Source organism: Sphingomonas sp. P3_C6 (assembly GCF_056402595.1).
The window spans coordinates 62,217-88,174 of record NZ_JBFUHB010000007.1 but is presented as its reverse complement, the minus strand read 5'-3'; the positions used below and the strand labels follow the sequence as shown (position 1 = coordinate 88,174).

Genomic DNA, 25,958 nt, shown 5'->3' with positions numbered 1-25,958 from the left:
GGCGGCCTGTGTAGCGCGGGAAGGTTAATCCTCCCACGCACGCATCGCCGTCAGAGGCGCTTGTCCCCGGGATAGGCGAGCAGCAGGTCACTGCCGACCGACGCCGAAATCTCGCACCGGCCCTGGAGCGTCAGGCATTCGCCCGCCTTCCACGCGACGCCGTCGACCGCGCCTTCCCCGGCGATCGGCACGAACCAGCCGGTGGCGCCTTCGGGCAGCGTCACCACGCGGTGGCCGCCCGGCCATCGTTCCAGCACGAATTTCGGCCCCTCCGCCAGGATGGTGCGGTCATCCGGTGCAGGAGCAGGCGTCGGCAGGGGAACGAACGGCACCGGATCGGACACCGCGACACCTGCGTCGAGGTGAAGTTCCCGTCCGCTGCCATAATCATAGAGGCGGTAGGTCAGGTCGACATTCTGCTGGACCTCGATCAGCGTGATGCCGGCGCCGATCGCGTGGACGGTGCCGGCCTTAGAATAGATGAAGTCGCCGGCCTTGACCGGTTTCCAGTCGAGCAATTGCTCGATCGATCCGTCGAGCGACGCGGCGCGGAGTTCGTCCTTCGTCATCGGCGCCCTGGTGCCAAGCGCGATCGTCGCATCGGGTTCCACGGCGAGCACCACCCATGCCTCGTCCTTGCCGCGCGGATAGCCCGCCGCACGTGCAGCCGCATCATCGGGATGGACCTGCACCGACAGCTTCTCGCTGGTGAAGAGATATTTGATCAGCAGGTCGGGCTCGCCCGCATGCGGCGTCTGAAACCACACTTCGCCGATCGGCTCGCCATCAGGCGCCGGGTCGGGGAAACCGGGCCACAGCTTGTGGCGCCCCCAAGGTTTCTCAACGCGCTTGGTGGCGAGCAAGGTTGCGGTCATGCGAATCCCCTGGGAATAAAGTCCTGATAGCGCCAACGCGCCTGTATCGCCATCCGATCCCGCACGCGCGAAAAGGATTGTTCGGGTGCGAGCGCTTGGGCTAAGGATCGCTACGATGCGTATCCCCCTGTCTCGCTCGATCGCGCTTGCGCTTGTTGCCGCCTCGGCATTCACCGTTTCCGGCTGTGCCGGCAAGGGCGCCAAGAGCGATATTCCCTATGTCGCCCGCGATGTCGGCACGCTGTACTCGACGGGCAAGAACCGGCTCGACCGCAAGCAATACAAGCTTGCGGCGGCGTTGTTCGACGAAGTCGAGCGCCAGCACCCCTATTCGATCTGGGCACGTCGCGCGCAGCTGATGAGCGCCTTTTCCTATTATCTGGACCGTGACTATACGAGCTCGATCCAGTCGGCGCAGCGCTTCATCTCGGTCCATCCGGGCAACCGCGACGCACCCTATGCCTATTATCTCGTCGCGCTCGGCTATTATGAGCAGATCAGCGACGTCACCCGCGACCAGAAGATCACCCAGCAGGCGCTCGATTCGCTCGGCGAGCTGACGCGGCGCTATCCCAATTCCAGATATGCTGCCGATGCGCGGCTGAAGATCGATCTCGTGCGCGACCATCTCGCCGGCAAGGAGATGGAAATCGGTCGTTTCTACGAGACTCGCGGCCAGTGGCTCGCCGCGACCGGCCGCTTCCGCCGCGTCGTCGACGAATATCAGACCACGACTCACGTGCCCGAGGCACTGATGCGCCTGACCGAGACCTATCTGGCGCTCGGCGTGCCCGAGGAAGCGAAGAAGTCTGCCGCAGTCCTGGGCGCCAACTATCCCGGCACCGACTGGTATCAGCGCGCCTACAAGCTGATGCAGGATCACCCGGCCAAGACCGCCTCGGCCGATGCGCCGGCCAAGACGGGCGCCTGACGCGGCGCTGATGCCGCTCGAGGGACTGCCTTTGTGCTGACATCCCTTTCCATCCGCGACGTTGTGCTGATCGAGGCGCTCGACCTCGATTTCGGCGATGGCCTCGGCGTGCTGACCGGCGAAACCGGCGCGGGCAAGTCGATCCTGCTCGACGCGCTCGGGCTCGCCCTGGGCGCGCGCGGCGAAAGCGGGCTGGTACGCCAAGGCGCGAGCCAGGCGGTGGTGAGCGCAAGCTTCGATACCCCGCACGGAGACGGCCCGATCGCCGCGCTGCTCGCGCAGAACGGGCTCGATGTCGAGCCGGGCGAACCGCTCATCATCCGCCGCATCGTCAAGTCGGACGGCGGCAGCCGCGCCTTCGTCAACGATCAGCCGGCCTCCGCCGGCCTCCTCCGCGAACTGGCGGTTCATCTCGTCGAGATCCACGGCCAGCATGACGATCGCGGCCTGCTCAACCCGCGCGGCCACCGCGCGCTGCTCGACGCGTTCGGGCGGATCGACGCCGGTCCCGCCGCCCGCGCGCACCGTGCCTGGCGCGAGGCCGAGGATGCGCTGGCGGTCGCCCGCGCCGAACTCGACACCGTCGCGCGCGACCAGGAATGGCTCGAGCACGCTGTCGCCGAACTGACAAAATTCAACCCCGAGCCCGGAGAGGAGGAGATCCTCGCCACCCGCCGCGCCGGCATGCAACGCGGCGAGAAGATCGCCGGCGACCTGCAGGCGGTCGCCGACCTGCTCGAAGGATCGGAGGGCGGCCTCGCCCGGTTGCGCCAGGCGGCGCGGGTGCTCGAACGCGTGTCCGAGGATCATGACGCGCTCGGGGAGGCTCTGGCGGCGATCGACCGAGCGCTGGTCGAAGGCGACCTGGCACGGGAGAAGGTGGACGAGGCGGCCGAGGCGCTCGCCTTCGATCCGGCCCAGCTCGAGGCGGACGAGACCCGCCTGTTCGAACTCCGTGCCCTCGCCCGCAAGCACCGGGTGCAGCCCGACGACCTCGCCGCGCTGGCAGCCGACCTGGCCGGCACGCTGGAGCGAATCGAGAGCGGGGGCGCCGGTATCTCCGCGCTCGAACGCGCCGTGGCCCATGCCGCCCGCGCCTATGAAGCCGAAGCCGATGCCATCACCGCCGCGCGAACCGAGGCGGCGGCACGGCTCGATCTCGCGGTGAAGGGCGAACTCGCACCGCTCAAGCTCGATGCGGCCCGCTTCCGCACGGTGGTCGCGCCGCTTGGCGACGGGAACTGGAGCGCGTCGGGCAAGGACCGGGTCGAGTTCGAGATCTCGACCAACCCCGGCGCGCCATTCGGAGCGCTGGTCAAGATCGCCAGCGGCGGCGAGCTGTCGCGTTTCATCCTGGCGCTGAAGGTCGCGCTGGCGGAGCAGGCAAGTGCCGCGACGATGATCTTCGACGAGATCGACCGCGGCGTCGGCGGCGCGGTGGCGAGCGCGATCGGCGAGCGTCTCGCCCGGCTCGCGGCCAATACCCAGTTGCTGGTGGTTACCCACAGCCCGCAGGTCGCGGCGCGGGGACGACGCCATCTGCTGATCGCGAAGAGCCATGACGGCTTCGTCACCCGCACCGGCGTCGCGCTGCTCGACGACAATGAGCGTCGGGAGGAGATCGCCCGGATGCTCTCCGGCGCGACGATCACCGACGAGGCGCGGGCCCAGGCCGAACGGCTGCTTGAAGCGGCATGACCCCGTTCAGAACGGGAGTTTCACGGTCACCATGATGCGCTTGTCGGGCTTGCCGTCGGGGCTCTGAGTCCCTTCCGCATAGACATTGCCCTGCCCCGCACCGAGCTTGAAGCCGAGGCCGGGGCCGCCAACCGGATCATAGTCGCGGGTGAGCGGGCGGAGGCGAAACTGCTCCTGCGGCTCGGCGCGGCCGCAGACGACGATGTCGCCCTCGTCCTCGGTCTTTTCCGGGCAGCGCGTCGGGTTGCGGCGCGGGACGGGCGGATCGGCAGCCGGCCCGGCCGCCGCCTGGAGCATCGCCAACAACGCCACCATCATGGGCCGCCCTTCCCAATCGAGAGGAGGCAGAACATCATGATAAAGGGGCCGAAACATGGCCGCTTCAATAGGATGCGACTTTTCCGCAAAGCTGTGCTACATGATCGTCATCTCGCGATTCCGCCCACAAGCATCGCGTGACTGAGAGACCTTCGCGCTCCCGCTTGCCAAGCTGTTGGATCGCTCTTCTGGTTCTCTTGCCAACCTTCATTCGCACCGCTTCCGTGTTCACGGAGTAGCGCGCTCGTCCTCGGATGCGCCGGCCGGGGCCGGACGGTGCTCCGCTCTCTCTTCTCGGCCCCAAACCGGTGCGCGGCGATGCCGCCCCCCGGGCTACCCAAGGAAATAGTTATGCCGATCGGCACCGTAAAATTCTTCAACGCCGACAAGGGCTATGGCTTCATCGCGCCGGAAGGCGGCGGGAACGACGCCTTTGTGCACATCAGCGCTGTTGAAGCAGCTGGCATGCGCACGCTCGATAAGGAGCAGCGCGTATCGTACGAGCTCGAGCAGGACCGTCGCGGCAAGATGTCCGCGGTCAACCTCGCCAGCGCGTAATTGACGGGCGGGCGCCGGCTGATGCCGGCGCCCCTTCCCGCCCCTCGATATCCGCGGAGAAGTCATACGAATACCACCGCCATGTTCTATCGCGATCGCGCCCGTCAGGCGGAAGCCGATGCGAATGCCTCAACCCTGGACAATGTCCGCTCCCGCTGGCTGCGCGCAGCCAAAGCCTGGGAAGAGATGGCCAGCCGCGCCGAGAAGACCGCCGAACGGCGCTCCGTCAACGAAGAGGCCAAGATGGTCGCGGAGATGATGGAAGACGATTAGTCGTCGCAACGGATCTTCGTCTCCAACAGCGCCGCCGTTTTTGCGCTGTTTTGCTCCATTATTTTTTTCTTCCCCTGTTACGTTGGATTCCGGCGCCTGAATCGCCCTATCTTTTCAACGTCTTGGGAAGCGTTTCCCCTGTTTTCGCGAACAGCGGTAAATTCCGGCGACAGCGACGAAAATCGACGCGGTTTTCCGCTGATGAAGCAGCGGAATGCGGCCAATAAACCAGTCATGAGAAAAAGCGTGCAGGACCGCGACCGGCAATCCCGCAGCTTTCGGCTGCCATGTCGATGCGGATCGTTGAATCGAGTCCACAGGTCGCGCTTGATCCCCGGCCCCGCCCTCAGCTAGCGCTTGGCCATGAGCACGCCCCTGTCCGCCCCGCTTCCCGAAACCGATGCGGAAGCAGCCGCCGAGCTGGAACGGCTCGCGGGCGAGATCGCCCATCACAACAGGCTCTACCATACCGACGACGCGCCAGAGATTTCGGACGCCGATTATGACGCCCTCGTCAGGCGCAACAACGCGATCGAAGCCGCCTTTCCGAGCCTGATCCGCACCGATTCACCCAATGCCCAGGTCGGCGCCGCGCCCGCCAGCCATCTCGCCAAGGTGGCGCATGCCCGGCCGATGATGAGCCTGGACAATGGTTTTGCCGACGAGGACGCGACCGAATTCGTCGCGCGCGTGCGGCGCTTCCTCAGCCTGGCTGAGGACGTACCCGTCGCGCTGACCGCCGAACCCAAGATCGACGGCCTGTCCTGCTCGCTGCGCTACGAGCGTGGCGGGCTGGTGCAGGCGCTGACCCGGGGCGATGGGCAGGTCGGCGAGGATGTGACGGCCAATGTACGGACTATCGGCGACATTCCAGACCGCCTTCGCGGAGAGGCGCCCGACGTGTTCGAGATTCGCGGCGAGGTCTATATGGCCAAGGCGGATTTCACCGCGCTCAACGCCCGGCTGCTGGCCGAGGCGGAGGCGGCAGGCGACGCCAGCAAGGCGCGCCAGTTCGCCAACCCGCGCAACGCAGCCGCCGGATCGCTCCGGCAGAAGGACGCGACCGTCACCGCCAGCCGCCCGCTTCGCTTCCTCGCCCATGGCTGGGGCGAGGTTTCCGCCGTGCCGGGCGATACGCAATATGACGTGATCCGGACGATCGCCGCCTGGGGCCTGCCCGTCAGCGACATGTTCGTGCGGGTCGAGAACGTCACAGAAGCACTGGCGCACTATCGCAGGATCGAGGCCGAGCGTGCCGACCTGCCCTTCGACATCGACGGCGTGGTCTACAAGGTAGACCGGCTCGACTGGCAGGCGCGGCTGGGTGCGGTAGCCAAGGCACCACGCTGGGCGCTGGCGCATAAATTCCCCGCCGAGCGCGCGCAAACCACGCTGGAGCGGATCGACATCCAGGTCGGCCGCACCGGCAAGCTGACGCCGGTGGCGCGCCTGACCCCGGTGACGGTCGGCGGCGTGGTCGTCACGAACGCGACGCTGCACAACGAGCATGAGATCGCGCGGCTGAACGTGTGGCCGGGCGACCGCGTGGTGCTTCAGCGCGCCGGCGACGTGATCCCGCAGATCGTCGAGAATCTGTCCCGCGACGAAAGCCGCGGCAACTGGCCTTTCCCAACGGTGTGCCCCGAATGCCAGTCCGATGCGGTACGCGAGGAAGGCGAAGTCGATGTACGCTGCACCGGCGGCCTGATCTGCCCGGCCCAGCGGGTCGAGCGGCTGCGCCATTTCGCCAGCCGGGGTGCGCTGGATATCGAAGGGCTTGGCGCGACCAGCATCGAATCCTTCTTCCGCGACGGGCTGCTCCATTCGCCCGCCGACATCTTCCGCCTGCGGAACCGCCGCGACGGGCTGATCGGGCGCGAGCGCTGGGCCGAGACGTCGGTCGACAATCTGCTCGCGGCGATCGAGGCGAAACGACACCCGGACCCGGCCCGGTTTCTGTTCGGGCTCGGCATCCGCCATATCGGCAGCGTTACCGCGCGCGACCTGGTGAAGGCGTTCGGCACGGTCGAGCATGTCGCGGACGTAGCGACCCGCGCCGCCACCGACGAGGAAGCGCGCGCGGAGCTGACCGCCATTGAGGGCATCGGCCCCGCCGTGGCCGAGGCATTGGTCGACTTCTTCGCCGAAGATCATAATCGCGATGCCTGGGCCGACATGCTGAGCGAGGTGAGCCCGGCAGCCTATGTTTCCAATGTCCGGGAGTCGCCGGTGAGCGGCAAGACCCTGGTGTTCACCGGGTCGCTCGAAACGATCAGCCGGGACGAAGCCAAGGCCCAGGCCGAGGCGTTGGGCGCCCGTGTATCGGGATCAGTCTCCGCCAAGACGGATATGGTCATCGCCGGGCCGGGCGCAGGCTCGAAACTGAAAAAGGCAGCAGAACTGGGCATTAGCGTGATCGACGAGGCAGCCTGGGCGGAAATTGTCGCCGCAGCAAAGTGATGCTTTTTTGCAACGCAGCATAACCGAATGCTGCGCACCCACTTGAACAATCCCCGCTGTCATTTATCCGAAACCTACGAGTCGCATGGGGCCCGCGACGGCGAAAAAAGCCGCGCGTTCTTGCGACTGTCGCCTCCAAGGGGAAAATCATGCGAAACAATCTATTTCTGGGCGTAGCCATTGCCGCCCTGGTCATTCCTGCAGCCGCCAGCGCGCAGGAAACGACCTCGACCATCCGCGGTACCGTAACGGCCGATGGTGCGCCCGTCGCCGGCGCCAGCGTCAACATCGTGAACGTGCCGTCGGGCACCCAGTCCACCGTGACCACGGATGCCAATGGCAGCTTCAACGCGAACGGTCTCCGCGCGGGCGGCCCTTACACGGTCAAGGTGACTGCGCAGGGTTACAACGGAACCGAAGTCACCGACATCAACACGATCGTCGCGCAGGCATATGATCTTCCGATCGAGCTGACCGCCGAAACGACGGGCGGCGACATCGTCGTGACCGCGTCGCGCCTGCCCAACGCCCGCTCCGTGTCGCAGGGCCCGGCAACGGTCCTCAACGCACGCGAGATCGCGAACATCGCCACCGTCAACCGCGACATTCGTGACCTTTCGCGCCGCGACCCGTTCGCCCGCCTGGACGACACCCCCACCGGCGGCCGCGCGATTTCCTTCGCTGGCCAGAACGCACGCTTCAACCGCTTCTCTGTCGACGGCGTGTCGATCACGGACAATTTCGGTCTCAACACCGATGGCCTGCCCAGCCGTCGCTCGCCCATCCCGCTCGACGCCATCGGCCAGTTCCAGGCGCAGGTTGCGCCCTATGACGTTCGCCAGGGCAACTTCCAGGGCGGCGCGATCAACATCGTGCTGAAGTCTGGCACCAACGAATTCCACGGCACCGGCTTCTATTCGCGTTCGGGCGACGAGTTCGTCGGCAGCCAGACGAAGAGCCTGAAGGTCAACATCCCGAACTTCAAGATCGAGAATTATGGCGCGGAACTCAGCGGCCCGATCATCAAGGACAAGCTGTTCTTCATGGTCGCCGGCGAGCGCCTGCGCGGCGGCCGTCCGATCGCTGAAGGCCCGCTCGACAACAATGCCGGAACGCTCATCCCGAACCTGAAACAGGCACAAGTGGACCAGGTGTCGGCGATCGCGAAGAGCGTCTATAATTACGACACCGGCGGCGTGCTGCGCGACCTGGGCGACAAGGACGACCGTCTTGTCGCCAAGATCGACGCCAATCTTTCCGACCAGCAGCGTCTGTCGTTGACCTACACCTATGCCAACGACGCGATCAATCTGCTCAACAACACCTTCTCGTCGATCGCGACCGGCAGCCCAGGCCTGGGCCTCGCGTCCAACGCCTATATCCAGGGCAACCGCCTGCACACCGGCGTGGTGCAGTTGAACTCCGACTGGTCGGACAGCTTCTCGACCGAAGTTCGCGGCTTCTACAAGAACTATACGCGCATCCAGGATCCGCTGCTGGGCCGCGGCTTCGCGCAGATGCGCGTGTGTACCAACGCTACCAACACGGTGGTGTCCGCCTTGAACCCCACCGTTTCAGCCACAGGGTGCGAATCGAGCGTGGCGGGCCAGAGCGGCACCGATGCCGTCGTCTCGTTCGGTCCGGATTCGTCGCGCCAGACCAACCAGCTCAAGACCGAAACCTGGGGCGGCCTGGTTCAGGCCCGCCTGACCATGAACGACCATGACCTTCGCGTCTTCACCGAAGTGCAGGACGTGAAGATCTTCAACTCCTTCCTGCAGAACAGCGCCGGCAATTACTATTTCGACTCGATCGCCGACTTCCAGGCGCGCAGGGCTAGTTCGTTCGGCTATGGCAATGCCGTCCCGTCGCTGGTGCCTGACGATGCGGCAGCAAATTATCGGTATCAGAGCTTTGTGTTCGGCGTCATGGACAGTTGGAAGGTCACGCCGAACCTGAACGTGTCCTACGGCGCGCGCTACGACCTGTACGCCATGCACGACAATCCGGCACTGAGCCCCTATTACACCGCCCGCTATGCCGGTGGCGCTGTCGTGAACGGCCAGGTGAAGACGATCGGCTCGAACACGACCAACATCTCGGGCTTCGGCCTGTTCCAGCCGCGTGTCGGCTTCGACTGGAAGCCGACCGAGCGGATCAGCATCCGCGGCGGCGGCGGCATCTTCGGCGGCGGCACGCCCGACGTCTATGTGTCGAACAGCTTCTCCAATACCGGCGTGCTGACCAACTCCTTCTCGTCGAACCGGACGACCACGGGCATCGGCTGCACCAACCTGCCGTCGGCGGCCGTGTGCAGCGACGGGCTGAATAACGTTACCGGCACGAGCATCCCGGGTTCGGTCAACGACTATCTCAAGGGCACTACCGCCTCGACGGCCTCGACGGTCAACGCGCTCGACCCGAACTTCAAGATCCCGTCGCAGTGGCGCGCCACCCTGTCGGGCGAATATACCGCCAACCTCGGCCCGCTCGGCGACAACTGGGTGTTCGGTGCTGACTTCCTCTACTCGAAGGTCCGCAACCAGGTCTTCTTCACAGACATCCGGTCGCAGCCGCTGGCCGGCTCGCTCACCCCGGACGGTCGCCAGCGCTACTACAACTTCGCTGACAAGAATCTGGCCAGCACCGACACCAACACGGATATCCTGCTGACCAACACCACCAAGGGCCGTTCCTACATCGCCGTCGCGCGACTGGATAAGACCTGGGATTTCGGCCTGAACATCAACGGCAGCTTCACCTATCAGGACGTCAAGGATCAGGCGCCGGCAACCTCGTCGACCGCGGGTTCGAACTATTCGAACGGCGCGTTCGTCGACCCCAACAACGTCGCCTATGGCATCTCGAACGATCAGGTGAAGTACTTCTTCAAATATGGCGTGACCTACGACCACGCCTTCTTCGGTGACTACAAGACCACCTTCTCGCTGTTCGGCGAGTCGCGCATCGGCCATCCGTACAGCTATACGTTCCAGGACTTCGGTTCGGGTCGTTCGGCAGTGTTCGGGACCACCGGGCGCAGCTCCGCCACCGGCACCGGCGGCAACCGTTACCTGATCTACGTGCCGACGGCCAACGATCCCAAGGTCACCTACGCACCTGGATTCCAGGCTCCATTCGAGAACTTCCTGAAGACCTCGGGCCTCGACAAATATGCCGGGAAGATCGCACCGCGTAACGGCTTCAACTCGAAGTGGTTCACGCGCCTCGATCTGCACGTCGCCCAGGAAATCCCCACCTTCGTGGGCAATTCGCGGGTCACGCTGTTCGCCGACATCGAGAACTTCACGAACCTGATCAACAAGAACTGGGGCCAGACGCGCGAATATGTCTTCCCGTACAACGTCGCCGTGGCGCAGGTGCAGTGCCTGACCGGGGCCGGTGCCGTTGTCACCAACGTCGGCCAAGCGTGCGCCACCTACCGTTATTCGCCGGTGAATAACGGTACGAGCTTCACGACCCCGACCGACCAGATCTACGCAAATCAGTCGCTCTACTCGATCCGTATCGGCGCGAAGTTTACCTTCTGATCATACGAAAATCGCAACTTTGGCCGCCGTCCCCGAAAGGGGGCGGCGGTTTTCTTTTGCGTTGCCGAGACGGGAATCAGGCGCCCGCAATGACGTGGGCAATCAGCCGACGTCGGTCGCCACCGCATAGACCGAGTTGATCGGCCGGGCGAACACGCGGCCGACCATCGGCTCGAAGAAGCTCAGTGGGGCGCTTTCGTAGTTCGGGTCGAAGGCCGACTGGTCGTATTTCTCGCAGAACTCGGCGCAGGCCTCGAAATGGGGATGGCCGCGGTAATTTTCGCGCAGGTCGCGGTCCATTCCGAGGTAGTGGAAGAAATAATAGCCCTGGAACACGCCGTGCGTGTTGGCGATCCAGTGGACCTCCTCCGACACGAAGGGCCTGAGCATCGCCGCCCCGATCTCCGGATGGTTGAAGGTGCCGAGCGTATCGCCGATGTCATGGAGCAGCGCCATCACGACATAGGCCTCGTCCCGGCCGTCCTGATGGGCGCGGGTCGCGGTCTGGCGCGAATGTTCGAGCCGGTCGACCGGAAAGCCGCCGAAATCCCCGTCCAGCAGCTTGAGATGGGTGAGCACGCGGGCCGGCAATTCCCGCGCGAAATCGCGGAAATGGCCGCCGATGATGTTCCAGTCCTGCTGCGTACCCTCTTCCATCGCGGTGAATTGCGCGCGGTCCTGGTGCTCGGTCATGGCGTCTCTCTCCTCCAAAGCGGAAGAATTTGCCTCACGGTCGCACCTCCTTCCCTTCTCCCCTTGTGGGAGAAGGTGGCCCGAAGGGCCGGATGAGGGGGAGTGAGGATCGGAACACTAACGAGTGTCCCCCTCACCCTTCCCACTGCCTTCGGCAGCGGGCCCCTTCCCTCTCCCACAAGGGGAGAGGGAGAATGTGCGCCGCGATATCCCTATCCACCGCTCTGGTTGCATCCTAACCCACTTTGCGCATCGGTCCCAGTCGGGTTAAGACCCCCGCCCATGCCGTGGTTCACCAAGCCCGCGATTTTCTCGCGGCCCTTTTTCGAGGACAAGAGCCGTGCCTTCTGGCGGCTTCAGGCAGCGGGCTGGACCGGCTATCTGATCCTGCGCAGCGTCTCGAGCATCTCCAACGGCTTCGACATGGCCGCGACGCTGCTCGTCGTGATCGAGTCGATCGTCGGTTATTGCATCACGCTGCTGCTCTCCACGCTCTATCATTATTATCGTGGGCGGCCGCGCATCGCCGGCGTCATCCTGACCATCCTGACCCTTGGGGCGGCGACGGTGCTCTATGCGGTGCTCGACGCCTTCTCCTTCTCGTTCATCAAGATGGCGAATCCCGGCCTGAACGTCAGCCTGGTGCTGGGCACCGTGTTCCTCAACTTCACCGTGCTGGCGGGCTGGTCCGCGCTGTATTTCGGGATCAATTTCTACCTGATCGTCGAGGAGCAGATCGATCAGCTCCAGGCGCTGGGCAACCAGGCAAGCTCGGCGCAGCTAGCGATGCTGCGCTATCAGCTCAACCCGCATTTCCTGTTCAACACGCTCAATTCGATCTCGACCCTGGTGCTGCTGAAGCAGACCGAGCGCGCCAATGCGATGCTGAGCCGGCTGTCGTCCTTCCTGCGCTATACCCTGGCCAATGAGCCGACCGCGCATGTGACGATCGCACAGGAGGTCGAGACGCTGAAACTCTATCTCGAGATCGAGAAGATGCGTTTCGAGGACCGGCTGCGCCCGAGTTTCGAGGTGGATCCCCGGGTGGCGAAGGCGCGTTTACCCTCTTTGCTGCTCCAGCCGCTGGTCGAGAATGCCATCAAATATGCCGTCACGCCCAAGGAGGAAGGCGCCGAAATCGCCGTCACGGCGCGGCTCGCCGGGGATCGGGTGCAGATCGCCGTATCCGACACCGGACCGGGCTTGAATGAAATGAAAGCACGGCCAAGCCTTTCAACCGGGGTCGGGCTTGCCAATATAAGAGAGCGGCTTGCTCAGGCTTATGGGCCCGACCACCGCTTCGAGACCCGCTCCATCCCCGGGGGCGGTTTCGGAGTCGAGATCGAAATTCCGTTCCAGCTCGAGGAACCGGTTAGAGAGGTAGCATGACGATCCGTACGATATTGGTGGACGACGAACCGCTGGCGATCCAGGGGCTCGAACTTCGCCTCCAGGCGCACGAGGATGTCGAGATCATCGACAAATGCCAGAATGGGCGCGAGGCGATCCGCGCCATCAAGACCCACAAGCCCGACCTTGTCTTCCTCGACATCCAGATGCCCGGTTTCGACGGCTTCTCGGTGGTGCAGGGCCTGATGGAGGTCGAACCGCCGCTGTTCGTGTTCGTCACCGCCTATTCCGACCATGCGCTCAAGGCGTTCGAGGCGCAGGCGATCGATTATCTGATGAAGCCCGTCGAGGAATCGCGCCTTGCCGATACGCTCGACCGGGTGCGGCTGCGCCTGGCCGAGAAACGCGGCATCGAGGAAGTGGACCGGCTGAAGGAAGTGCTGGCCGAGGTCGCGCCCGACTCGGTCGAAAGCATGACCGATGGCGGTGACCAGGTCTCCGCCAACCGCTTCGAGAAGCTGATCAACATCAAGGATCGCGGGCAGATTTTCCGCGTCGATGTCGACACGATCGAGCGGATCGACGCCGCCGGCGATTATATGTGCATCTACACCGGCGACAACACGCTGATCCTGCGCGAGACGATGAAGGACCTGGAAAAGAGGCTCGATCCGCGCCGTTTCCAGCGGGTCCACCGCTCCACCATCGTCAATCTCGACCTGGTCAAGGAAGTGAAGCCGCATACCAATGGCGAATGCTTCCTCGTCCTGGGATCGGGCGCCCAGGTGAAGGTGTCGCGCTCCTATCGTGACGTCGTCGCCCGCTTCGTGCATTGACCCCTGACGGCGCCCCGAGGGGCGCCGTCAATGGGCGCGCGACCTGATGACGAACGACGAGCCTGGCGCCGTGATATGGCGGCTCGCTCGACGCTCGACACGCCGACCATCATCGATCCGCGCGCCACTTTCGGCCGGACTGTCGCCGACCGGTTTCCCGGCGACATGCCGTCTGCGCCGATTGACCGGGCGGCTGCCCGGTCGCAGATTGGGCAAAACAGAAGCGGGTAGAGACGGTTGATGCAGGAACGGTTCAGGGTCTTCGCAGCGTTGCACGTGCCGGGCGATCCGGTGATCCTGTACAATGCCTGGGACGCGGGCAGCGCGCGGGCGGTGGCGAGCGCCGGCGCAAAGGCGATCGCGACCGGCAGCTGGTCGGCCGCCGCCGCACAAGCTTATGGCGATGGGGAGGGCCTGCCGCTGGAGATGGCGCTGGCCGGCGCGACGCGCATCGCCGGCGCAGTCGACCTGCCGGTCTCGATCGATTTCGAGGGAGGCTATGCGGTCGAGCCGAACGACGTCGCGGCCAATGCCCGGCGGCTGGCGGCGACCGGCGCGATCGGGTGCAATTTCGAGGATCAGGTGGTCGGCGGCGACGGCCTCCACCCGATCGAGTTCCAGGCCGCGCGAATCGCGGCGATACGCGCCGCCACGGGCGCGCCCTTCTTCATCAACGCGCGCACCGACATCTTCCTGCACAATGCGCCGGACACTCACGATGACGACAAGGTCGCGGCGGCGATCGAGCGCGGCAAGGTCTATGCCCGTGCGGGTGCCAGCAGCTTCTTCGTGCCGGGGCTGGTCGACCTGTCCCTGCTGGGCAGGATCTGCCGCGAAGTGGCGCTGCCGATCAATTTCATGGCGTTTCCGGGCGCGCCGGGCACGCGCGAGGTCGCCGGCGTCGGCGTGGCGCGGATCAGCCATGGGCCGAACCCCTATCGCACCGCCATGGCCGCGCTGACCGCGGCGGCGCAGGCGGCGTTCGACTGGAACCAGCCGGAGGTTACGCCTCCGGTTCGGCCGCGTCCTCAGCAGCCGCGCCGGCCGGCGGGTTCTCGAACCAGGCCTCGACCGGGCCGCTGAGCTTCAGCGTCAGCGGCTGACCGTGACGATCGACCTTCTTGCCGAGGGCGACGCGGATCCAGCCTTCGGAGATCGAATATTCCTCGACGTCGCGGCGTTCCGCGCCCTTGAAGCGGATGCCGATCCCGCGGGACAGCTTCTCTTCATCGAAGAACTGGCTGCGCGGGTTGGAGGACAGGCGGTCTGGCGGTGTGTCGGTCATGCGGCGGGCTCATGACGCAAAATCGCGCGCGATGCCAGAGCGTGGATACGAAAACGGCGCGGATCGTGCCCACGCCGTCCCGTTCCCGATGCCGCTGCCGCGATCAGTTGCAGACGCGGACCCGGACCATCCGGTCATAATAGCGGTCGTACCGACGCTCGACCCAGCAGCGCTCGTATCGCGGCCGGTAGGTATAGGCGTAATAGCCGTCGCTCGGATAATAGCCGTGGCTCCGGTAATAGCCGTCGTCATAATAGGGATCATAACCGCGGTCGCGATAATAGCGGTCCCGGTCGCGGCCGTTCGAGGCGATGGCCGCGCCGATCGCGAGGCCGGCGATGCCCGCAACGATTGCGGTGCCGGTACCGTCGCCCCGGTAATGGCGGCGATAGCGCTGCGCATCGGCCGGCATCGCCGCGGTCAGCGCCGTCGCGACAAGCGCCACGCCGAGACCGGCCTTCTTCACAAGATTGTTCATCTCAACCTCCTCTCGTCCAGCAAGTCCGCGCCCGCATCGACCCTATAACGCGAAACCGGTCCAGCTTGTTTCAAGCCAGTAACCGAGTCGGTCTTAACCCGTGCGGAATGCCGCGTTTAACGGGCGTTCAGCCTGATCGCCCCTTGCGCACGGACGTTGAAACGCGCGCCGGGCGCGGTAAAGTCCGGCCACCCGAGGAGACGATGATGGCCTATTGGCTGCTGAAGTCCGAGCCCGAAAGCTATAGCTGGGACGACCTGATCCGCGAGGGCGAGACCGAGTGGACCGGCGTGCGCAACCCGGCCGCAGCGCTTCACCTGAAAGCGATGGCAGTGGGCGACCGCGCGCTGTTCTACCACAGCGGCAAAGAGAAGGCCGCGGTCGGCGTGATGGAGATCACCCGCACCGCGCAGCAGGACGGCGACGCGCCACGCTGGGTGTCGGTGGCCGTGAAGCCGGTCGAGGCGCTGGCAAAACCGGTCACGCTTGCGGCGATGAAAGCGGAGCCGAAGCTGGCGGGCATGGAAATGCTGCGCCAGTCGCGGCTGTCGGTATCGCCGGTGAGCGAGGCGCAGTGGGCGCTGCTGCTGGAAATGGCGGCCGGCTGAACGACCGCCACGACCCGTTACGGCGCGCCGTCCTCCGTATCCGTTCTCTCTTCGGGTTGCGGCATGGCGTCGCCTTTCTCCGCCATTGCCCTTCCGTGCCCGGTCGTCATGCTCCGCAGCACGCCATCGCGCCGGATCAGGCCGTGCATCAGGGCGGCCGAGAGGTGCGCGAGGATGAGCGCGAAGAAAAGGATCGCGACGATCGTGTGCGCGCCGCGCAGCAGGGCGTAGAGGCGCAGGTCGTGCGGCAGGATGGCGGGCAAGGTGAATGCTTTCGTCACCTGAACCGGATAGCCACCCGCCGACAGCATGGCCCAGCCGATCAGCGGCATGGCGACCATGCTGGCGTAGAGCAGCACATGGGAACCCTTGGCGATGACCTTCTCCAATGGCGACATATCGCTGGGGAGCGCAGGGGCGCCAGTTGCGAGGCGTAGCGGCAGGCGGATCAGCACCAGCAGCAGGATGGCGATGCCGACCGGCCGGTGCAGCGCCAGCAGCACCGGGTAGAGCGGGCCGGCGGTGGAGACCATGCCAACGCCAATGAACAACATGGCCAGCACCATCGCCGCCATCAGCCAATGGACGACACGCAGGACCGGATTGAAGTCGAGACGGTTCATCGTGCCTTCTCCCCGCCCAGGGTCTCACCGACCGCGCTCGGTCCCGCGCCTTCGGTCGCGCGGCGGGTGAAAGAGGAGGAATAGGCCTTGGACCGCGCGGCGAGCAGTGGGTCGTCCGAGATCCCTATGCCCGGCGGCAGGATGGTCGGATCGAAATTGAGATCGCGGCAGGCGCCGGTCTCTTCCGGCTGAACGCCGGTCAGCACCAGGACGCCGGCGTCGATCGTGCGATGCGGCCCGGCCCAGGCGACCGTCGCCTTGTCGGTCGGATCCCCCGGATTCGCCACCACCAGCTTCAGGTGCCAGCGCGACGGCCCCTTCGCCGTCCGCGCAATCATTTCCCTGAACAGATAGTCGCGCGGCAACTGATCGAGATGCGCCTTGTCGAGCCCGGCCAGTGGCGCCTCAGGCTCGAACTGCCATCTGACCGCCCGCACCGCCCCCGCCGGATCGGTGAAGCGGAATGCGTTGATGCTGTAATAGGTGGCGTTGGCGAAGCTGTTCGGCAGGATCGCCTTGGCCATATAATCCTGGAACGCCTTCACCTCCGGGTGCTGCGCCAGGAACGGGCCGGTAAGCGCCGGGTCAGGCTTCCCGGTCTTCGGGTCGGGCGTGGTCGCGCGCTGGAGGCCGACGAAGGAGGTGACATCGGCGACCGGGAAGATCGGCGTGTGATCCATCGCCATGCGCCATTCCTCCCCGTTCGGTGCCTTCAACAGCAACGCCATGGAGTGGAACACATTCCGCCCGTCGGTTGCTAGCGGGTTGCCGCCCCCAAGCGAGAAGCGGCCGATCACCGGATAGCTGCCGCTCTGGAACGTCCGGGCGGACGACAGCGCGGTGCCGGCGCCGTTCGCCTCGAAGGCGCCGCTGAAGCACAGCCCCTTGGCATGCGCACGGCGATAGCCGGGGTGCCTGCCGCCATTGTCGTCAAGCGCCCTGGTCACGTCGCCGCCGCTGATCCGCGACGGGCCGATCCAGCCGGCCGCCCAGGCAAAGGCACTCACGAGCAGCACTGCAATCGCGCCGATCAGCGCGATGGACCCGACAGGAGCATTTCTGGGTGGCATGGGCGAGTCCGATCGTCGTTGGCAATGACGGCAGGACGATGATGCTACGCTGTCTATTCCACCGGGTCGAAAAAAATTTCGCCCAAAGGATCCGGGCGGGAATAAGCGGCGCGCGCGAACGTCTTATCCGATATGCCCCGTGCCATGCAGCCGAGCGCCGAGATGATCGCGCAGGTCCAGCCGCTGATTCCGGCGCTGCGCCGCTATGCCCGCGCGCTGCTGCGCACGCGGGAGGATGCCGACGACCTGGTGCAGGACGTGCTCGAACGTGCGCTGCTCCGCTGGCATCAGCGCCAGCCTGGCGCGAGCGTACGGGCCTGGCTGTTCACCATCCTGCATAATCTCGCGATGGATCGTCTGCGCCAGCGGGCGCGGCGCGGCATCGACCCGATCGAGGCGGCGCCGGAGGCACAGCTTGCCATAGCTGCCCGGCAGGAGGCGGGGATCGAGCATCGCGACATTCTCTCGCAGATCGCGCGATTGCCCGAGGACCAGCGCAGCGTGCTTCTGCTGATCGGCGTCGAGGAACTGACCTACGCCGAAACGGCGGCGGTGCTGGACATACCGCAGGGGACGGTGATGTCACGCCTGTCGCGCGCCCGCGAAAGGTTGCGGCGGATCATGGAGGAAGGGGAAATCGGCGTGCCGCGACCGGCGTTGAGGATCGTACCATGAACAGCGCACCGGTAACCGAAGCCGACCTCCAGGCACATGTCGACGGGCAGCTCTCGCCCGAACGCGCGGCGGACGTCGAGGCATGGCTCGCGGAACGGCCCGACGAGGCTGCGCGGCTCTTTTCCTACCGGTCGCAGCGTGATGCGCTTCGTGCCGCGCTCGATCCCGTGATTGAAGAACCCCTGCCACCGGAGCTCGACCTGAGGCTGCGAGAGCGGACGGGTGCGCGCTGGTCAGAGGTGCGCCGGGCTGCGCTCGCCGCAGGCGGAGCAGGACTGCTTCTGCTGGGCGCTGCGGGCGGCTGGGCACTGCGCGGATGGTCAGCGCCGCCCACGACCGGCACCGCAGCGCTCGCCCGCGAGGCGGCTGCAAGCTACACCGTCTATGCGAATGACACTGCCCGGCCGGTCGAACTTGCGGCGGACCAGCGCCGCACGCTGGACGACTGGTTCTCGGAACGCCTCTCGCGCCCCATCGCTGCGCCCGATCTCGAACGCGCCGGCCTGCGCCTGATCGGTGGGCGACTGGTCGCGACCGAGCACGGGCCGGCCGGCCTGTATCTCTATCGGGACGCCTCGGGCGGGCGGGTGGCGCTCTATGTCCGCACGATGGAGGTGGATGGGACCGACCGCATGACCCGGCGCGAACAGGGCGATGTGCGCGGCTGGACCTGGGCCGACAACGGCCTTGGCTTCGGCGTCTTCGGGACCGCGCCGGAAGACTTTTTGCATAGCGCTGCCAACCAGGTCCGCACGCAATACCGGCCGGCCTGAGCGGTTCGTCAGGCCCTAAACGAATCTCCCCCGCCGGAGCGGGGGAGAGGAAAGGTCAGGCGGCCTGCTTGGCGCGCGAGGCTTTTTTCCGCTCGTGCGGATCGAGGTAGCGCTTGCGCAGGCGGATCGACTTTGGCGTCACTTCGACCATCTCGTCGTCGTCGATGTAGGCGATGGCCTGTTCAAGCGTCATCTTCTTCGGCGGGGTCAGGCGGATCGCATCGTCCTTGCCGCCCGACGCGCGGAAGTTGGTGAGCTGCTTCGCCTTCATCGGATTGACTTCGAGGTCATCCGTCTTGGCGTTCTCGCCGACGATCATGCCTTCGTACAGCGCCTCGCCGTGGCCGACGAACAGGATGCCGCGCTCTTCGAGCGGGCCGAGCGCATAGCTATTGGCTTCGCCCGATCCGTTCGAGATCAGCACGCCGTTCTTGCGGCCTTCGATCTGGCCCTTGTGGGGACCATATTTCTCGAACAGCCGGTTCATGATGCCGGTGCCGCGCGTGTCCGACAGGAACTCGCCGTGATAGCCGATCATGCCGCGCGAGGGCGCGGAGAAGGTGATGCGGGTCTTGCCGCCGCCCGACGGACGCATGTCGGTCATCTCACCCTTGCGCAGGTTCATCTTCTCGACGACCGTGCCCGAATATTCCTCGTCCACGTCGATGATGACGGTTTCGTACGGCTCGGTCTTCTTGCCGTCCTCATCCTCGCCGAACAGCACGCGCGGACGGCTGATGCCGAGCTCGAAGCCCTCGCGGCGCATCGTCTCGATCAGCACGCCAAGCTGGAGCTCGCCGCGGCCAGCGACTTCGTAGCTGTCGCGGTCGGCTGCTTCGGTCACCTTGACCGCAACGTTGGATTCGGCCTCGCGGAACAGGCGATCGCGGATCATGCGCGACGTCACTTTGCTGCCCTCACGACCCGCCATCGGCGAATCGTTCACCGCGAACCGCATCGACAGGGTCGGCGGATCGATCGGCTGGGCGTGCAGCGGCTCGCTGACGGTGATGTCGGCGATGGTATCGGACACGGTCGCGACCGTCAGGCCGGCGAGCGAGATGATGTCGCCCGCCTTGGCCTCGTCGGCCGGGACACGCTCGAGCCCGCGGAAGGTCATGATCTTCGAGGCGCGACCGGCCTCGACGATCTTGCCGTCATTGTTCATCGCATGGATCGGCTGATTGAGGCGCACCGTGCCGGAATTGACGCGCCCGGTGAGGATGCGGCCGAGGAAATTGTCGCGATCGAGCAGCGTCACCAGGAAGGTGAAGGGCGCATCGACATCGACCTTAGGCGCCGGGATATGGCTGACGATCGTCTCGAACATCGGGGTCAGCGTGCCTTCGCGCGCATTCTCGTCGGTCGAGGCGTAGCCGTTGCGGCCCGAGGCGTAGAGCACCGGGAAATCGAGCTGCTCGTCCGTCGCCTCGAGCGAGACGAACAGGTCGAACACTTCGTCCAGCACTTCCTGGATGCGCGCGTCGCTGCGATCGACCTTGTTGACCACGACGATCGGACGCAGACCCAGCGCCAGCGCCTTGCCGGTGACGAACTTGGTCTGCGGCATCGCGCCTTCGGCCGAATCGACCAGCAGGATCACGCCATCGACCATCGACAGGATGCGCTCCACCTCGCCGCCGAAATCGGCGTGGCCGGGGGTGTCGACGATGTTGATGCGGGTGGCGACGCCGGCGCCGTCGATCCATTCGATCGAGGTCGGCTTCGCCAGGATGGTGATGCCGCGCTCCTTTTCGAGGTCGTTCGAATCCATCGCGCGTTCTTCGATGCGCTGGTTGTCGCGGAAGGTGCCGGACTGGCGGAAGAGCTGGTCGACCAGGGTGGTTTTGCCGTGATCGACATGGGCGATGATCGCCACGTTGCGGAGGCTCATTAGGTCACTCGATATTTTGCAGGGAAAAGGTTGCGGGGGCCGATAGCGCAATTGCTGCGTCGCGGAAAGGGCGGATGTAACATGGAGAAACAGGCAGATGGCCTGATATGGTGTCCGGAACGCGCAAATTCGAGACAATCGCCGCAGTTTCCGGCTTTCCGGGCGACTTCCACTCTCTTATCGTCTCCCTCATCGCGTGCGGGGGCATGATGACGCTAGAGGGCTTGTTCCATCAGCTGCTGGACGCGCGGGCAAGAGCCAGGGGCTCGGTGCGCCCGCGGCCGCTCGACGACCGGTCGGGATGGCGGATGCTGGGCAAGGTCGCCAAGATCATGGTCGAGACCAGGCGGATGGATACACATCAGGCCGATCCGTGCTGGCTGCTGGTCGATGCCGAGGGCCGCATCCTGTTCGTCCTCCCGATCGGCGCGGCGCGCGGCGACGAGTTGCTCAGCCGGATCGGCGATACGCGCGGCTTCGACCGGGCGGCGATAAAGCGGGCGATGCGATCGAAGCGCAATGCACGCTTCACCGTCTGGCAGCGCGACCGCATTGCCGACAACAGCCAGGCGAGTTAGCGCGCTCCTGAAGCCTCCCTTTTGGATATGAGTCCAGTTGCGGGTGTCAAACGGGTCGGCGATAGCGTGACCATGCGCGCAAGACAGATGGTCGTCCCCTTCATGCTGGCCGTGCAATGCACTGCGGCATTCGCCCAAACCACGAAGAGCCTACCCGCCCCAAGCGAGCGACACCTTATTGGGCTCAGCCGCGAAGAAGGGACAGCTGTCCTTGCCAAGCTAGAGGAAGCGCAACGCGCCTTGAAAGCCGGGAAGTTCCAGACATTCGAGCTTCTCGCTGGATCATATGCCTCATTCAAGGAAACAGAGATCTCTCCCCGGGAGGCATTTCTGGGACTTCCCTTGAACCAGGTCTGGAGAATCGAGCGAGTTGATAGCAATAATCCCCTATGGCGGCCGTTCAGGCTCACCTACGCGCCAAACGGCCCCGGCAAGTCCTATTGGGACGTGGAGGTCGTGCTTGGCGCTGGCGGCCAGCTTGAACGCGTGACGATGGTCTACAAGGTTCCGCCGCCTTACTGACTCCGGCGGGGGCCAATTCGGCATCGGAAAACCGCGTGACGTGGGGACTGCGCCGGTGGCGCGCCTGCCCCTGATGTCCGGCACGCCATCGCCGGTGCAACATTTTTCCGCTATCCTGCCGATGCGTGACAAGTGTTATAGTTGAGTGATACACTTGAAGCGCGTTCGAATCGCCGTCATCTAGGGCGGAGATTGCGTGGAGAGAGTGATGGCGACCCAGACTGAAACCGCGACGACCGATCTGGTGCTGACCCCGCCCGACCCCGTGCCCGCGGTGGCACCGGAAAAGGCCGTCGGCCTGGTGCCGGTCGACGAGGCGAAGCGCACCCAGCTGCAGGAGCGGGTCGAGACGTTCATCGACGACCTGGTCGCGCAGGATGTGAATTCCCCCGAATTCGGCAAGCGCGTCGATGCGATCAGCGCGATGGGCCAGAAGGAGATCCGCGACGCCGCCGGGCAGTCGAACCGATTCCTCGACCGGCCAGTGAAAGCGATGAACCAGGAATCGGGCGTCGGCGCCGACCTGGCCGAGCTGCGCCGCACGATCGAGGATCTCGATCCGGGCCGGCAGGGCGGCTTCGCGCCGAAGAAGCTGTTCGGGATCATCCCTTTCGGCAATTCGATGCGCAATTATTTCGACGGCTATAAAAGCTCGCAGACCCATATCGCGTCGATCCTGAAGAGCCTGGGCAGCGGCAAGGACGAGCTGCTGATGGACAATGCGGCGATCGACGTCGAACGCTCCAATTTGTGGACCGCGATGGGCCGGCTGGAGCAGATGATCATCCTGTCGCAGACGATGGACACGCGGCTCGAGGAAAAGGCCAACGAGCTGGATCACACCGATCCGGCCAAGGCGAAGGCGATCCGCGAGACCGCGCTCTTCTATGTCCGCCAGCGCACCCAGGACCTGCTGACCCAGATGGCGGTGACGGTGCAGGGCTATCTGGCGCTCGACCTGGTCAAGAAGAACAATGTCGAACTGGTGAAGGGCGTCGACCGCGCCTCCACCACGACGGTTTCCGCGCTGCGCACTGCGGTGACGGTGGCCCAGGCGCTGACCAACCAGAAGCTGGTGCTCGAACAGATCACCGCGCTGAACACCACCACCGCCAATATCATCGATTCGACCGGCAAGCTGCTGAAGAGCCAGACCGCGACGATTCATGAGCAGGCGGCAAGCTCGACCATCCCGATCGAGACGCTGCAGCGCGCCTTCCAGAACATCTATGACACGATGGACGCGATCGACACCTTCAAGCTGAAGGCGCTCGATTCGATGAAGACCACCGTCACCGTGCTGGGTAATGAGGTCGAGAAATCGAAGGGCTATATCTCCCGGGCCGAAGGCGCTGCGCAGAATTCGGGTAGCGGGGGCGAAACCTTCAAGCTGGAATCCGTGTAAATGACCGATGTCGATCGCCAGATCGCGAGAAGCACCCAGTTCCTCGACGCCCGGCGGGAACAGGCGCTGTTGCAGCGCAAGCGCCGGCGGCGCGGCACTGGCCTGGCCAAGCGCGCCGGACTGATCGTGACGGCCGATCTCGCGATCATCATCGCGACGATCATTTTCGGCTGGTTCACGCCGATCGGCATGGGCGGGGCGCTGCTGGTCTTTGCCGCCCTGGTGCTGGTGACCCTGCTGATCGCCTTCGTGTCGCTGGAGGCGCCGGTGGCGGCCGAAAAGCTGGCGGAGGTGCCGCTGAAGGCGCTGCCGCAGAAGACCGAGCAATGGCTGGAGACCCAGCGCCCCGCCCTGCCCGCGCCAGCGCAGACCCTGGTCGACGGCATCGGCGTCCGGCTCGATACGCTCGCACCGCAGCTCGCCACGCTTGACGAGCGCGAACCGGCTGCGGCCGAGATCCGCAAGCTGGTCGGCGAGCAGCTGCCCGAGCTGATCCGCGATTACGCCAAGGTGCCGCAGCCACTGCGCGGCGTCGAGCGCAACGGCAAGACGCCCGATGCGCAGCTTGCCGAGGGGCTGAAGGTGATCGAGCAGGAGATCGGCCAGATGTCGGCGCAACTCGCCGAGGGCGACCTGAATCTGCTGGCGACGCGCGGGCGGTTCCTGGAGATCAAGTACAAGGATGACGGGCTGGCCGAGGGCTAGTGGTTCTCGCCTGACGCTTGGCACCCGATTACGTGCTGCGCCAAATAACCAAAGGTGGGGACTTTCCTGCCGTTCACAGCGATCTCGGCGAACGACCACTTCCCTCAGGAGCAGACAGAGAGCGCCTCCCGACTAGGGCAGCGTAACGCTGTAAACGCCCTTTGATCGACCAAAGCCCAACCATTCCTGGCCACTGTCGATCCGCGCTTGTGCTCTGTCGTTTACGTCGCGCACTTCAGAGTTTCGGATTATAGAAACAGTATGAGCAAGATAGCACGCAACGACAGCGATGATATTGTCGATCGCCGAAGCCGCATCCTGGACGGTGCGCGCGCGGCCTTTCTACGCTATGGGTACGAGCGTTCGAGCATGGCGGACATCGCCGCTGGAGCGGGCGTCTCGCGAACTGCGCTCTACCACTATTTTCCGGGCAAGGAGGACGTCCTCCAGGCTGTCGTCGATGAGCTTCACGCGCGCAACTTGAACGCAGCGGCCGAAGTATTGGAAAACAGCGAGGCGCTGGATTCGGCGTTGACCGGCCTCATCGACGTGAAGTTCGGACGCACCCTCGATCTGATGGCCGGAAGCCCGCACGGCGTCGAACTCGTCGATGCAGGCCACCGTCTCACCGGGCCAGCGATCCGCGCCGCCGATGAGTCTTTTCACGACCTCGTCGTGAAGGCTTTTGAACGCCATGGACGAGCAGAAGAAGCGAACGCCGTTGCGGATACCCTGATCGCCGCGGCCAAAGGCCTGATGCGAGCGGACGATACCTACGTCCCAAAGGCAAGGTTCGACGCGCGGGTTCATCGGCTAGTCACCTGGACGTGTAAATGACAATTTGACACATACAGTACAAAGTGTCAAAAAGACCTTGTCCTAATGACGAGGGTCAAGATATGTCGAACGTTCTCATCACCGGCGCCAATAGCGGCTTTGGCCTTCTCGCCGCCCGCAAGTTTGCTGAGGCCGGTCACACGGTTCATGCGGGCTTCCGTTCTGAAAGCCGTGCCGGCGATCTCCACGCCCTGGCGCTCGAACTGCCTTCGGTTCACCCCGTCCGGCTTGACGTCACCGACCAGAGCCTGATCAACGGCGCGATTGCGGAGGCCCGAAAGGCCGGCCCTATCGATGTTCTTGTCAATAACGCTGGTTTCGAAGTCTCGTGTCCGGTCGACTCTCTCTCGGACGATGTGCTGCAGCGGCAGTTCGACACCAACGTCTTCGGGGTTGTCCGGATGATCCGTGCTGTCGCGCCAGAGATGCGTGAGCGAAAGCAGGGCACGATCGTGAACCTCTCTTCTATCGTGGGCTGGCTGACGGTGCCCTATGGCGCCGCCTATGCCGCCACCAAGCACGCGGTGGAGGCGCTGTCCGAAGGGCTGTGGTTCGAGTTGGCGCCGTTCGGCATCCGCGTAGTGGTGGTGGAGCCAGGCGTTTTCCCGACGAGCTTTCACAGCAATGTCGTGACGGCGCCCGACTTCAACGAGGGCTCGCCGCATTGGGCTAACGCTGAACGCTATCGCGGCGCGATGCGGCCATCGATGGACGGGAGCAAATCCGACCCCCAGGAGGTCGCCGACCTCGTGTTCGAGGCTGCGACAACGGTCGCGCCCAAGTTCCGTTATGCGGCCGGCGCGGATGCTCGCGCCTTTATCCCCGCCTACAAGAGCATGGAGTTCGAGGCTTTCAGGGAGGCCCTGCTGACCCGCGCTGGCCTTGCCGACTGGGCCGCGCAGACCTGATGCAGGGGCATCATCCGTCTACATATTGAGAAGCGTCATCACCCGCCGCGTCGC

General features: G+C 64.9%; 26 protein-coding genes. 18 read left to right on the top strand and 8 right to left on the bottom strand.

All coding sequences use genetic code 11. From position 1 onward, the window contains the following. Window positions 1-50 precede the first annotated feature (50 nt). Window positions 51-875: a class I mannose-6-phosphate isomerase gene (locus AC1DT7_RS10080; protein ID WP_478035811.1), complete on the bottom strand. Its 825-nt coding sequence runs from the start codon at window positions 873-875 to the stop codon at window positions 51-53. Window positions 876-990: 115 nt separating this feature from the next. On the opposite strand from AC1DT7_RS10080, the gene AC1DT7_RS10075 reads away from it, so the two are divergent. Further along, complete coding sequence (locus tag AC1DT7_RS10075) at window positions 991-1,806, top strand: outer membrane protein assembly factor BamD (protein ID WP_478035810.1); 816 nt, start codon at window positions 991-993, stop codon at window positions 1,804-1,806. A gap of 33 nt (window positions 1,807-1,839) precedes the next feature. After that, window positions 1,840-3,504 carry a DNA repair protein RecN gene (gene recN / locus AC1DT7_RS10070; protein ID WP_478035809.1) on the top strand — a complete coding sequence of 555 codons (1,665 nt, stop codon included), beginning with the start codon at window positions 1,840-1,842 and terminating at the stop codon, window positions 3,502-3,504. 6 nt (window positions 3,505-3,510) lie between these two features. Here the strand turns inward: recN and AC1DT7_RS10065 are convergent, their stop codons facing one another. Further along, window positions 3,511-3,819 (bottom strand): hypothetical protein, encoded by a 309-nt coding sequence (locus tag AC1DT7_RS10065; protein WP_478035808.1) that lies wholly within the window; start codon window positions 3,817-3,819, stop codon window positions 3,511-3,513. Window positions 3,820-4,173: 354 nt separating this feature from the next. Between AC1DT7_RS10065 and AC1DT7_RS10060 the strand changes: the two genes are divergently transcribed. The 4 genes from AC1DT7_RS10060 (at window position 4,174) to AC1DT7_RS10045 (ending at window position 10,664) form a co-directional block, all read left to right on the top strand. After that, the gene (locus AC1DT7_RS10060; protein WP_034159288.1) at window positions 4,174-4,380 is read left to right on the top strand and encodes a cold-shock protein; all 207 of its coding nucleotides are present in this window, start codon (window positions 4,174-4,176) and stop codon (window positions 4,378-4,380) included. 21 nt (window positions 4,381-4,401) lie between these two features. Next, complete coding sequence (locus AC1DT7_RS10055; protein WP_478035807.1) at window positions 4,402-4,653, top strand: hypothetical protein; 252 nt, start codon at window positions 4,402-4,404, stop codon at window positions 4,651-4,653. Between the two features lie 363 nt (window positions 4,654-5,016). Beyond that, a complete protein-coding gene (ligA, locus tag AC1DT7_RS10050) occupies window positions 5,017-7,113 on the top strand; it encodes an NAD-dependent DNA ligase LigA (protein ID WP_478035806.1) in 2,097 nt (698 codons plus the stop codon). A gap of 149 nt (window positions 7,114-7,262) precedes the next feature. After that, window positions 7,263-10,664 carry a TonB-dependent receptor gene (locus tag AC1DT7_RS10045; RefSeq protein WP_478035805.1) on the top strand — a complete coding sequence of 1,134 codons (3,402 nt, stop codon included), beginning with the start codon at window positions 7,263-7,265 and terminating at the stop codon, window positions 10,662-10,664. A 102-nt stretch (window positions 10,665-10,766) separates the two neighbouring features. Here AC1DT7_RS10045 and AC1DT7_RS10040 read toward each other — a convergent pair whose 3' ends face one another. Next, window positions 10,767-11,357 (bottom strand): HD domain-containing protein, encoded by a 591-nt coding sequence (locus AC1DT7_RS10040; RefSeq protein ID WP_478035804.1) that lies wholly within the window; start codon window positions 11,355-11,357, stop codon window positions 10,767-10,769. 282 nt (window positions 11,358-11,639) lie between these two features. Here AC1DT7_RS10040 and AC1DT7_RS10035 point away from each other — a divergent pair, with 282 nt between their 5' ends. The 3 genes from AC1DT7_RS10035 (at window position 11,640) to AC1DT7_RS10025 (ending at window position 14,626) form a co-directional block, all read left to right on the top strand. Next, the gene (locus AC1DT7_RS10035) at window positions 11,640-12,746 is read left to right on the top strand and encodes a sensor histidine kinase (protein ID WP_478035803.1); all 1,107 of its coding nucleotides are present in this window, start codon (window positions 11,640-11,642) and stop codon (window positions 12,744-12,746) included. After that, on the top strand, window positions 12,743-13,543 hold the full coding sequence (locus tag AC1DT7_RS10030) for a LytR/AlgR family response regulator transcription factor (protein WP_478035802.1): 801 nt from the start codon (window positions 12,743-12,745) through the stop codon (window positions 13,541-13,543). Before AC1DT7_RS10035 ends, AC1DT7_RS10030 begins: the two co-directional genes overlap by 4 nt. A 240-nt stretch (window positions 13,544-13,783) precedes the next feature. Continuing rightward, window positions 13,784-14,626 carry an isocitrate lyase/PEP mutase family protein gene (locus AC1DT7_RS10025; RefSeq protein ID WP_478035801.1) on the top strand — a complete coding sequence of 281 codons (843 nt, stop codon included), beginning with the start codon at window positions 13,784-13,786 and terminating at the stop codon, window positions 14,624-14,626. Here the strand turns inward: AC1DT7_RS10025 and AC1DT7_RS10020 are convergent. Both AC1DT7_RS10020 and AC1DT7_RS10015 read right to left on the bottom strand, forming a co-directional pair. Then, on the bottom strand, window positions 14,547-14,828 hold the full coding sequence (locus AC1DT7_RS10020; RefSeq protein ID WP_478035800.1) for a DUF3297 family protein: 282 nt from the start codon (window positions 14,826-14,828) through the stop codon (window positions 14,547-14,549). The two genes, AC1DT7_RS10025 and AC1DT7_RS10020, sit on opposite strands and share 80 nt — an antisense overlap. Before the next feature lie 103 nt (window positions 14,829-14,931). Continuing rightward, window positions 14,932-15,306: a hypothetical protein gene (locus tag AC1DT7_RS10015; protein ID WP_478035799.1), complete on the bottom strand. Its 375-nt coding sequence runs from the start codon at window positions 15,304-15,306 to the stop codon at window positions 14,932-14,934. 206 nt (window positions 15,307-15,512) lie between these two features. Between AC1DT7_RS10015 and AC1DT7_RS10010 the strand changes: the two genes are divergently transcribed. Then, window positions 15,513-15,914, top strand: coding sequence for an EVE domain-containing protein (locus AC1DT7_RS10010; protein WP_478035798.1), 402 nt, complete (start codon window positions 15,513-15,515; stop codon window positions 15,912-15,914). 17 nt (window positions 15,915-15,931) lie between these two features. On the opposite strand, the gene AC1DT7_RS10005 is transcribed toward AC1DT7_RS10010, so the two are convergent. Continuing rightward, window positions 15,932-16,537 (bottom strand): cytochrome b, encoded by a 606-nt coding sequence (locus AC1DT7_RS10005; RefSeq protein ID WP_478035797.1) that lies wholly within the window; start codon window positions 16,535-16,537, stop codon window positions 15,932-15,934. Further along, complete coding sequence (locus tag AC1DT7_RS10000) at window positions 16,534-17,607, bottom strand: catalase family peroxidase (protein ID WP_478035796.1); 1,074 nt, start codon at window positions 17,605-17,607, stop codon at window positions 16,534-16,536. Before AC1DT7_RS10000 ends, AC1DT7_RS10005 begins: the two co-directional genes overlap by 4 nt. A 144-nt stretch (window positions 17,608-17,751) precedes the next feature. Between AC1DT7_RS10000 and AC1DT7_RS09995 the strand changes: the two genes are divergently transcribed. Together AC1DT7_RS09995 and AC1DT7_RS09990 are read left to right on the top strand one after the other, a co-directional pair. Then, entirely contained in the window at window positions 17,752-18,282 is a 531-nt protein-coding gene (locus tag AC1DT7_RS09995; protein WP_478035795.1) for an RNA polymerase sigma factor, read from the top strand. Beyond that, window positions 18,279-19,055 carry an anti-sigma factor family protein gene (locus AC1DT7_RS09990; protein ID WP_478035794.1) on the top strand — a complete coding sequence of 259 codons (777 nt, stop codon included), beginning with the start codon at window positions 18,279-18,281 and terminating at the stop codon, window positions 19,053-19,055. The genes AC1DT7_RS09995 and AC1DT7_RS09990 overlap by 4 nt, the downstream gene beginning before the upstream one ends. Window positions 19,056-19,110: 55 nt before the next feature. Here AC1DT7_RS09990 and typA read toward each other — a convergent pair whose 3' ends face one another. Then, window positions 19,111-20,949, bottom strand: coding sequence for a translational GTPase TypA (gene typA / locus AC1DT7_RS09985; protein WP_478035793.1), 1,839 nt, complete (start codon window positions 20,947-20,949; stop codon window positions 19,111-19,113). 206 nt (window positions 20,950-21,155) lie between these two features. Between typA and AC1DT7_RS09980 the strand changes: the two genes are divergently transcribed. From AC1DT7_RS09980 to AC1DT7_RS09955, 6 genes are all read left to right on the top strand, one after another. Continuing rightward, the gene (locus tag AC1DT7_RS09980; RefSeq protein WP_478035792.1) at window positions 21,156-21,527 is read left to right on the top strand and encodes a hypothetical protein; all 372 of its coding nucleotides are present in this window, start codon (window positions 21,156-21,158) and stop codon (window positions 21,525-21,527) included. 87 nt (window positions 21,528-21,614) lie between these two features. Beyond that, window positions 21,615-22,049, top strand: a complete 435-nt coding sequence (locus AC1DT7_RS09975) for a hypothetical protein (protein ID WP_478035791.1) — start codon at window positions 21,615-21,617, stop codon at window positions 22,047-22,049. A 208-nt stretch (window positions 22,050-22,257) separates the two neighbouring features. Beyond that, window positions 22,258-23,454, top strand: a complete 1,197-nt coding sequence (locus AC1DT7_RS09970; RefSeq protein ID WP_478035790.1) for a toxic anion resistance protein — start codon at window positions 22,258-22,260, stop codon at window positions 23,452-23,454. Beyond that, window positions 23,455-24,159 (top strand): hypothetical protein, encoded by a 705-nt coding sequence (locus tag AC1DT7_RS09965; RefSeq protein WP_478035789.1) that lies wholly within the window; start codon window positions 23,455-23,457, stop codon window positions 24,157-24,159. Window positions 24,160-24,420: 261 nt separating this feature from the next. Next, window positions 24,421-24,996 carry a TetR/AcrR family transcriptional regulator gene (locus AC1DT7_RS09960; protein WP_478035788.1) on the top strand — a complete coding sequence of 192 codons (576 nt, stop codon included), beginning with the start codon at window positions 24,421-24,423 and terminating at the stop codon, window positions 24,994-24,996. A gap of 62 nt (window positions 24,997-25,058) precedes the next feature. After that, window positions 25,059-25,904 carry an SDR family oxidoreductase gene (locus tag AC1DT7_RS09955; protein WP_478035787.1) on the top strand — a complete coding sequence of 282 codons (846 nt, stop codon included), beginning with the start codon at window positions 25,059-25,061 and terminating at the stop codon, window positions 25,902-25,904. Window positions 25,905-25,958: the final 54 nt, after the last annotated feature.

Excerpts from the sequence above, each read along its gene's own strand:
- AC1DT7_RS09990 (WP_478035794.1), top strand. The coding sequence starts at position 18,279 with ATGAACAGCGCACCGGTAACCGAAGCCGACCTCCAGGCACATGTCGAC.
- AC1DT7_RS09955 (WP_478035787.1), top strand. The coding sequence starts at position 25,059 with ATGTCGAACGTTCTCATCACCGGCGCCAATAGCGGCTTTGGCCTTCTC.
- AC1DT7_RS10010 (WP_478035798.1), top strand. The coding sequence starts at position 15,513 with ATGGCCTATTGGCTGCTGAAGTCCGAGCCCGAAAGCTATAGCTGGGAC.
- AC1DT7_RS10025 (WP_478035801.1), top strand. The coding sequence starts at position 13,784 with ATGCAGGAACGGTTCAGGGTCTTCGCAGCGTTGCACGTGCCGGGCGAT.
- AC1DT7_RS10065 (WP_478035808.1), bottom strand. The coding sequence starts at position 3,819 with ATGGTGGCGTTGTTGGCGATGCTCCAGGCGGCGGCCGGGCCGGCTGCC.
- AC1DT7_RS10045 (WP_478035805.1), top strand. The coding sequence starts at position 7,263 with ATGCGAAACAATCTATTTCTGGGCGTAGCCATTGCCGCCCTGGTCATT.
- AC1DT7_RS10060 (WP_034159288.1), top strand. The coding sequence starts at position 4,174 with ATGCCGATCGGCACCGTAAAATTCTTCAACGCCGACAAGGGCTATGGC.
- AC1DT7_RS10040 (WP_478035804.1), bottom strand. The coding sequence starts at position 11,357 with ATGACCGAGCACCAGGACCGCGCGCAATTCACCGCGATGGAAGAGGGT.
- typA (WP_478035793.1), bottom strand. The coding sequence starts at position 20,949 with ATGAGCCTCCGCAACGTGGCGATCATCGCCCATGTCGATCACGGCAAA.
- AC1DT7_RS10015 (WP_478035799.1), bottom strand. The coding sequence starts at position 15,306 with ATGAACAATCTTGTGAAGAAGGCCGGTCTCGGCGTGGCGCTTGTCGCG.
- AC1DT7_RS10030 (WP_478035802.1), top strand. The coding sequence starts at position 12,743 with ATGACGATCCGTACGATATTGGTGGACGACGAACCGCTGGCGATCCAG.
- AC1DT7_RS10020 (WP_478035800.1), bottom strand. The coding sequence starts at position 14,828 with ATGACCGACACACCGCCAGACCGCCTGTCCTCCAACCCGCGCAGCCAG.
- ligA (WP_478035806.1), top strand. The coding sequence starts at position 5,017 with ATGAGCACGCCCCTGTCCGCCCCGCTTCCCGAAACCGATGCGGAAGCA.
- AC1DT7_RS10005 (WP_478035797.1), bottom strand. The coding sequence starts at position 16,537 with ATGAACCGTCTCGACTTCAATCCGGTCCTGCGTGTCGTCCATTGGCTG.
- AC1DT7_RS10080 (WP_478035811.1), bottom strand. The coding sequence starts at position 875 with ATGACCGCAACCTTGCTCGCCACCAAGCGCGTTGAGAAACCTTGGGGG.
- AC1DT7_RS10075 (WP_478035810.1), top strand. The coding sequence starts at position 991 with ATGCGTATCCCCCTGTCTCGCTCGATCGCGCTTGCGCTTGTTGCCGCC.
- AC1DT7_RS09995 (WP_478035795.1), top strand. The coding sequence starts at position 17,752 with ATGCAGCCGAGCGCCGAGATGATCGCGCAGGTCCAGCCGCTGATTCCG.
- AC1DT7_RS10035 (WP_478035803.1), top strand. The coding sequence starts at position 11,640 with ATGCCGTGGTTCACCAAGCCCGCGATTTTCTCGCGGCCCTTTTTCGAG.
- AC1DT7_RS09960 (WP_478035788.1), top strand. The coding sequence starts at position 24,421 with ATGAGCAAGATAGCACGCAACGACAGCGATGATATTGTCGATCGCCGA.
- AC1DT7_RS10055 (WP_478035807.1), top strand. The coding sequence starts at position 4,402 with ATGCCGGCGCCCCTTCCCGCCCCTCGATATCCGCGGAGAAGTCATACG.
- AC1DT7_RS09965 (WP_478035789.1), top strand. The coding sequence starts at position 23,455 with ATGACCGATGTCGATCGCCAGATCGCGAGAAGCACCCAGTTCCTCGAC.
- AC1DT7_RS09975 (WP_478035791.1), top strand. The coding sequence starts at position 21,615 with ATGGTCGTCCCCTTCATGCTGGCCGTGCAATGCACTGCGGCATTCGCC.
- AC1DT7_RS09970 (WP_478035790.1), top strand. The coding sequence starts at position 22,258 with ATGGCGACCCAGACTGAAACCGCGACGACCGATCTGGTGCTGACCCCG.
- AC1DT7_RS09980 (WP_478035792.1), top strand. The coding sequence starts at position 21,156 with ATGATGACGCTAGAGGGCTTGTTCCATCAGCTGCTGGACGCGCGGGCA.
- AC1DT7_RS10000 (WP_478035796.1), bottom strand. The coding sequence starts at position 17,607 with ATGCCACCCAGAAATGCTCCTGTCGGGTCCATCGCGCTGATCGGCGCG.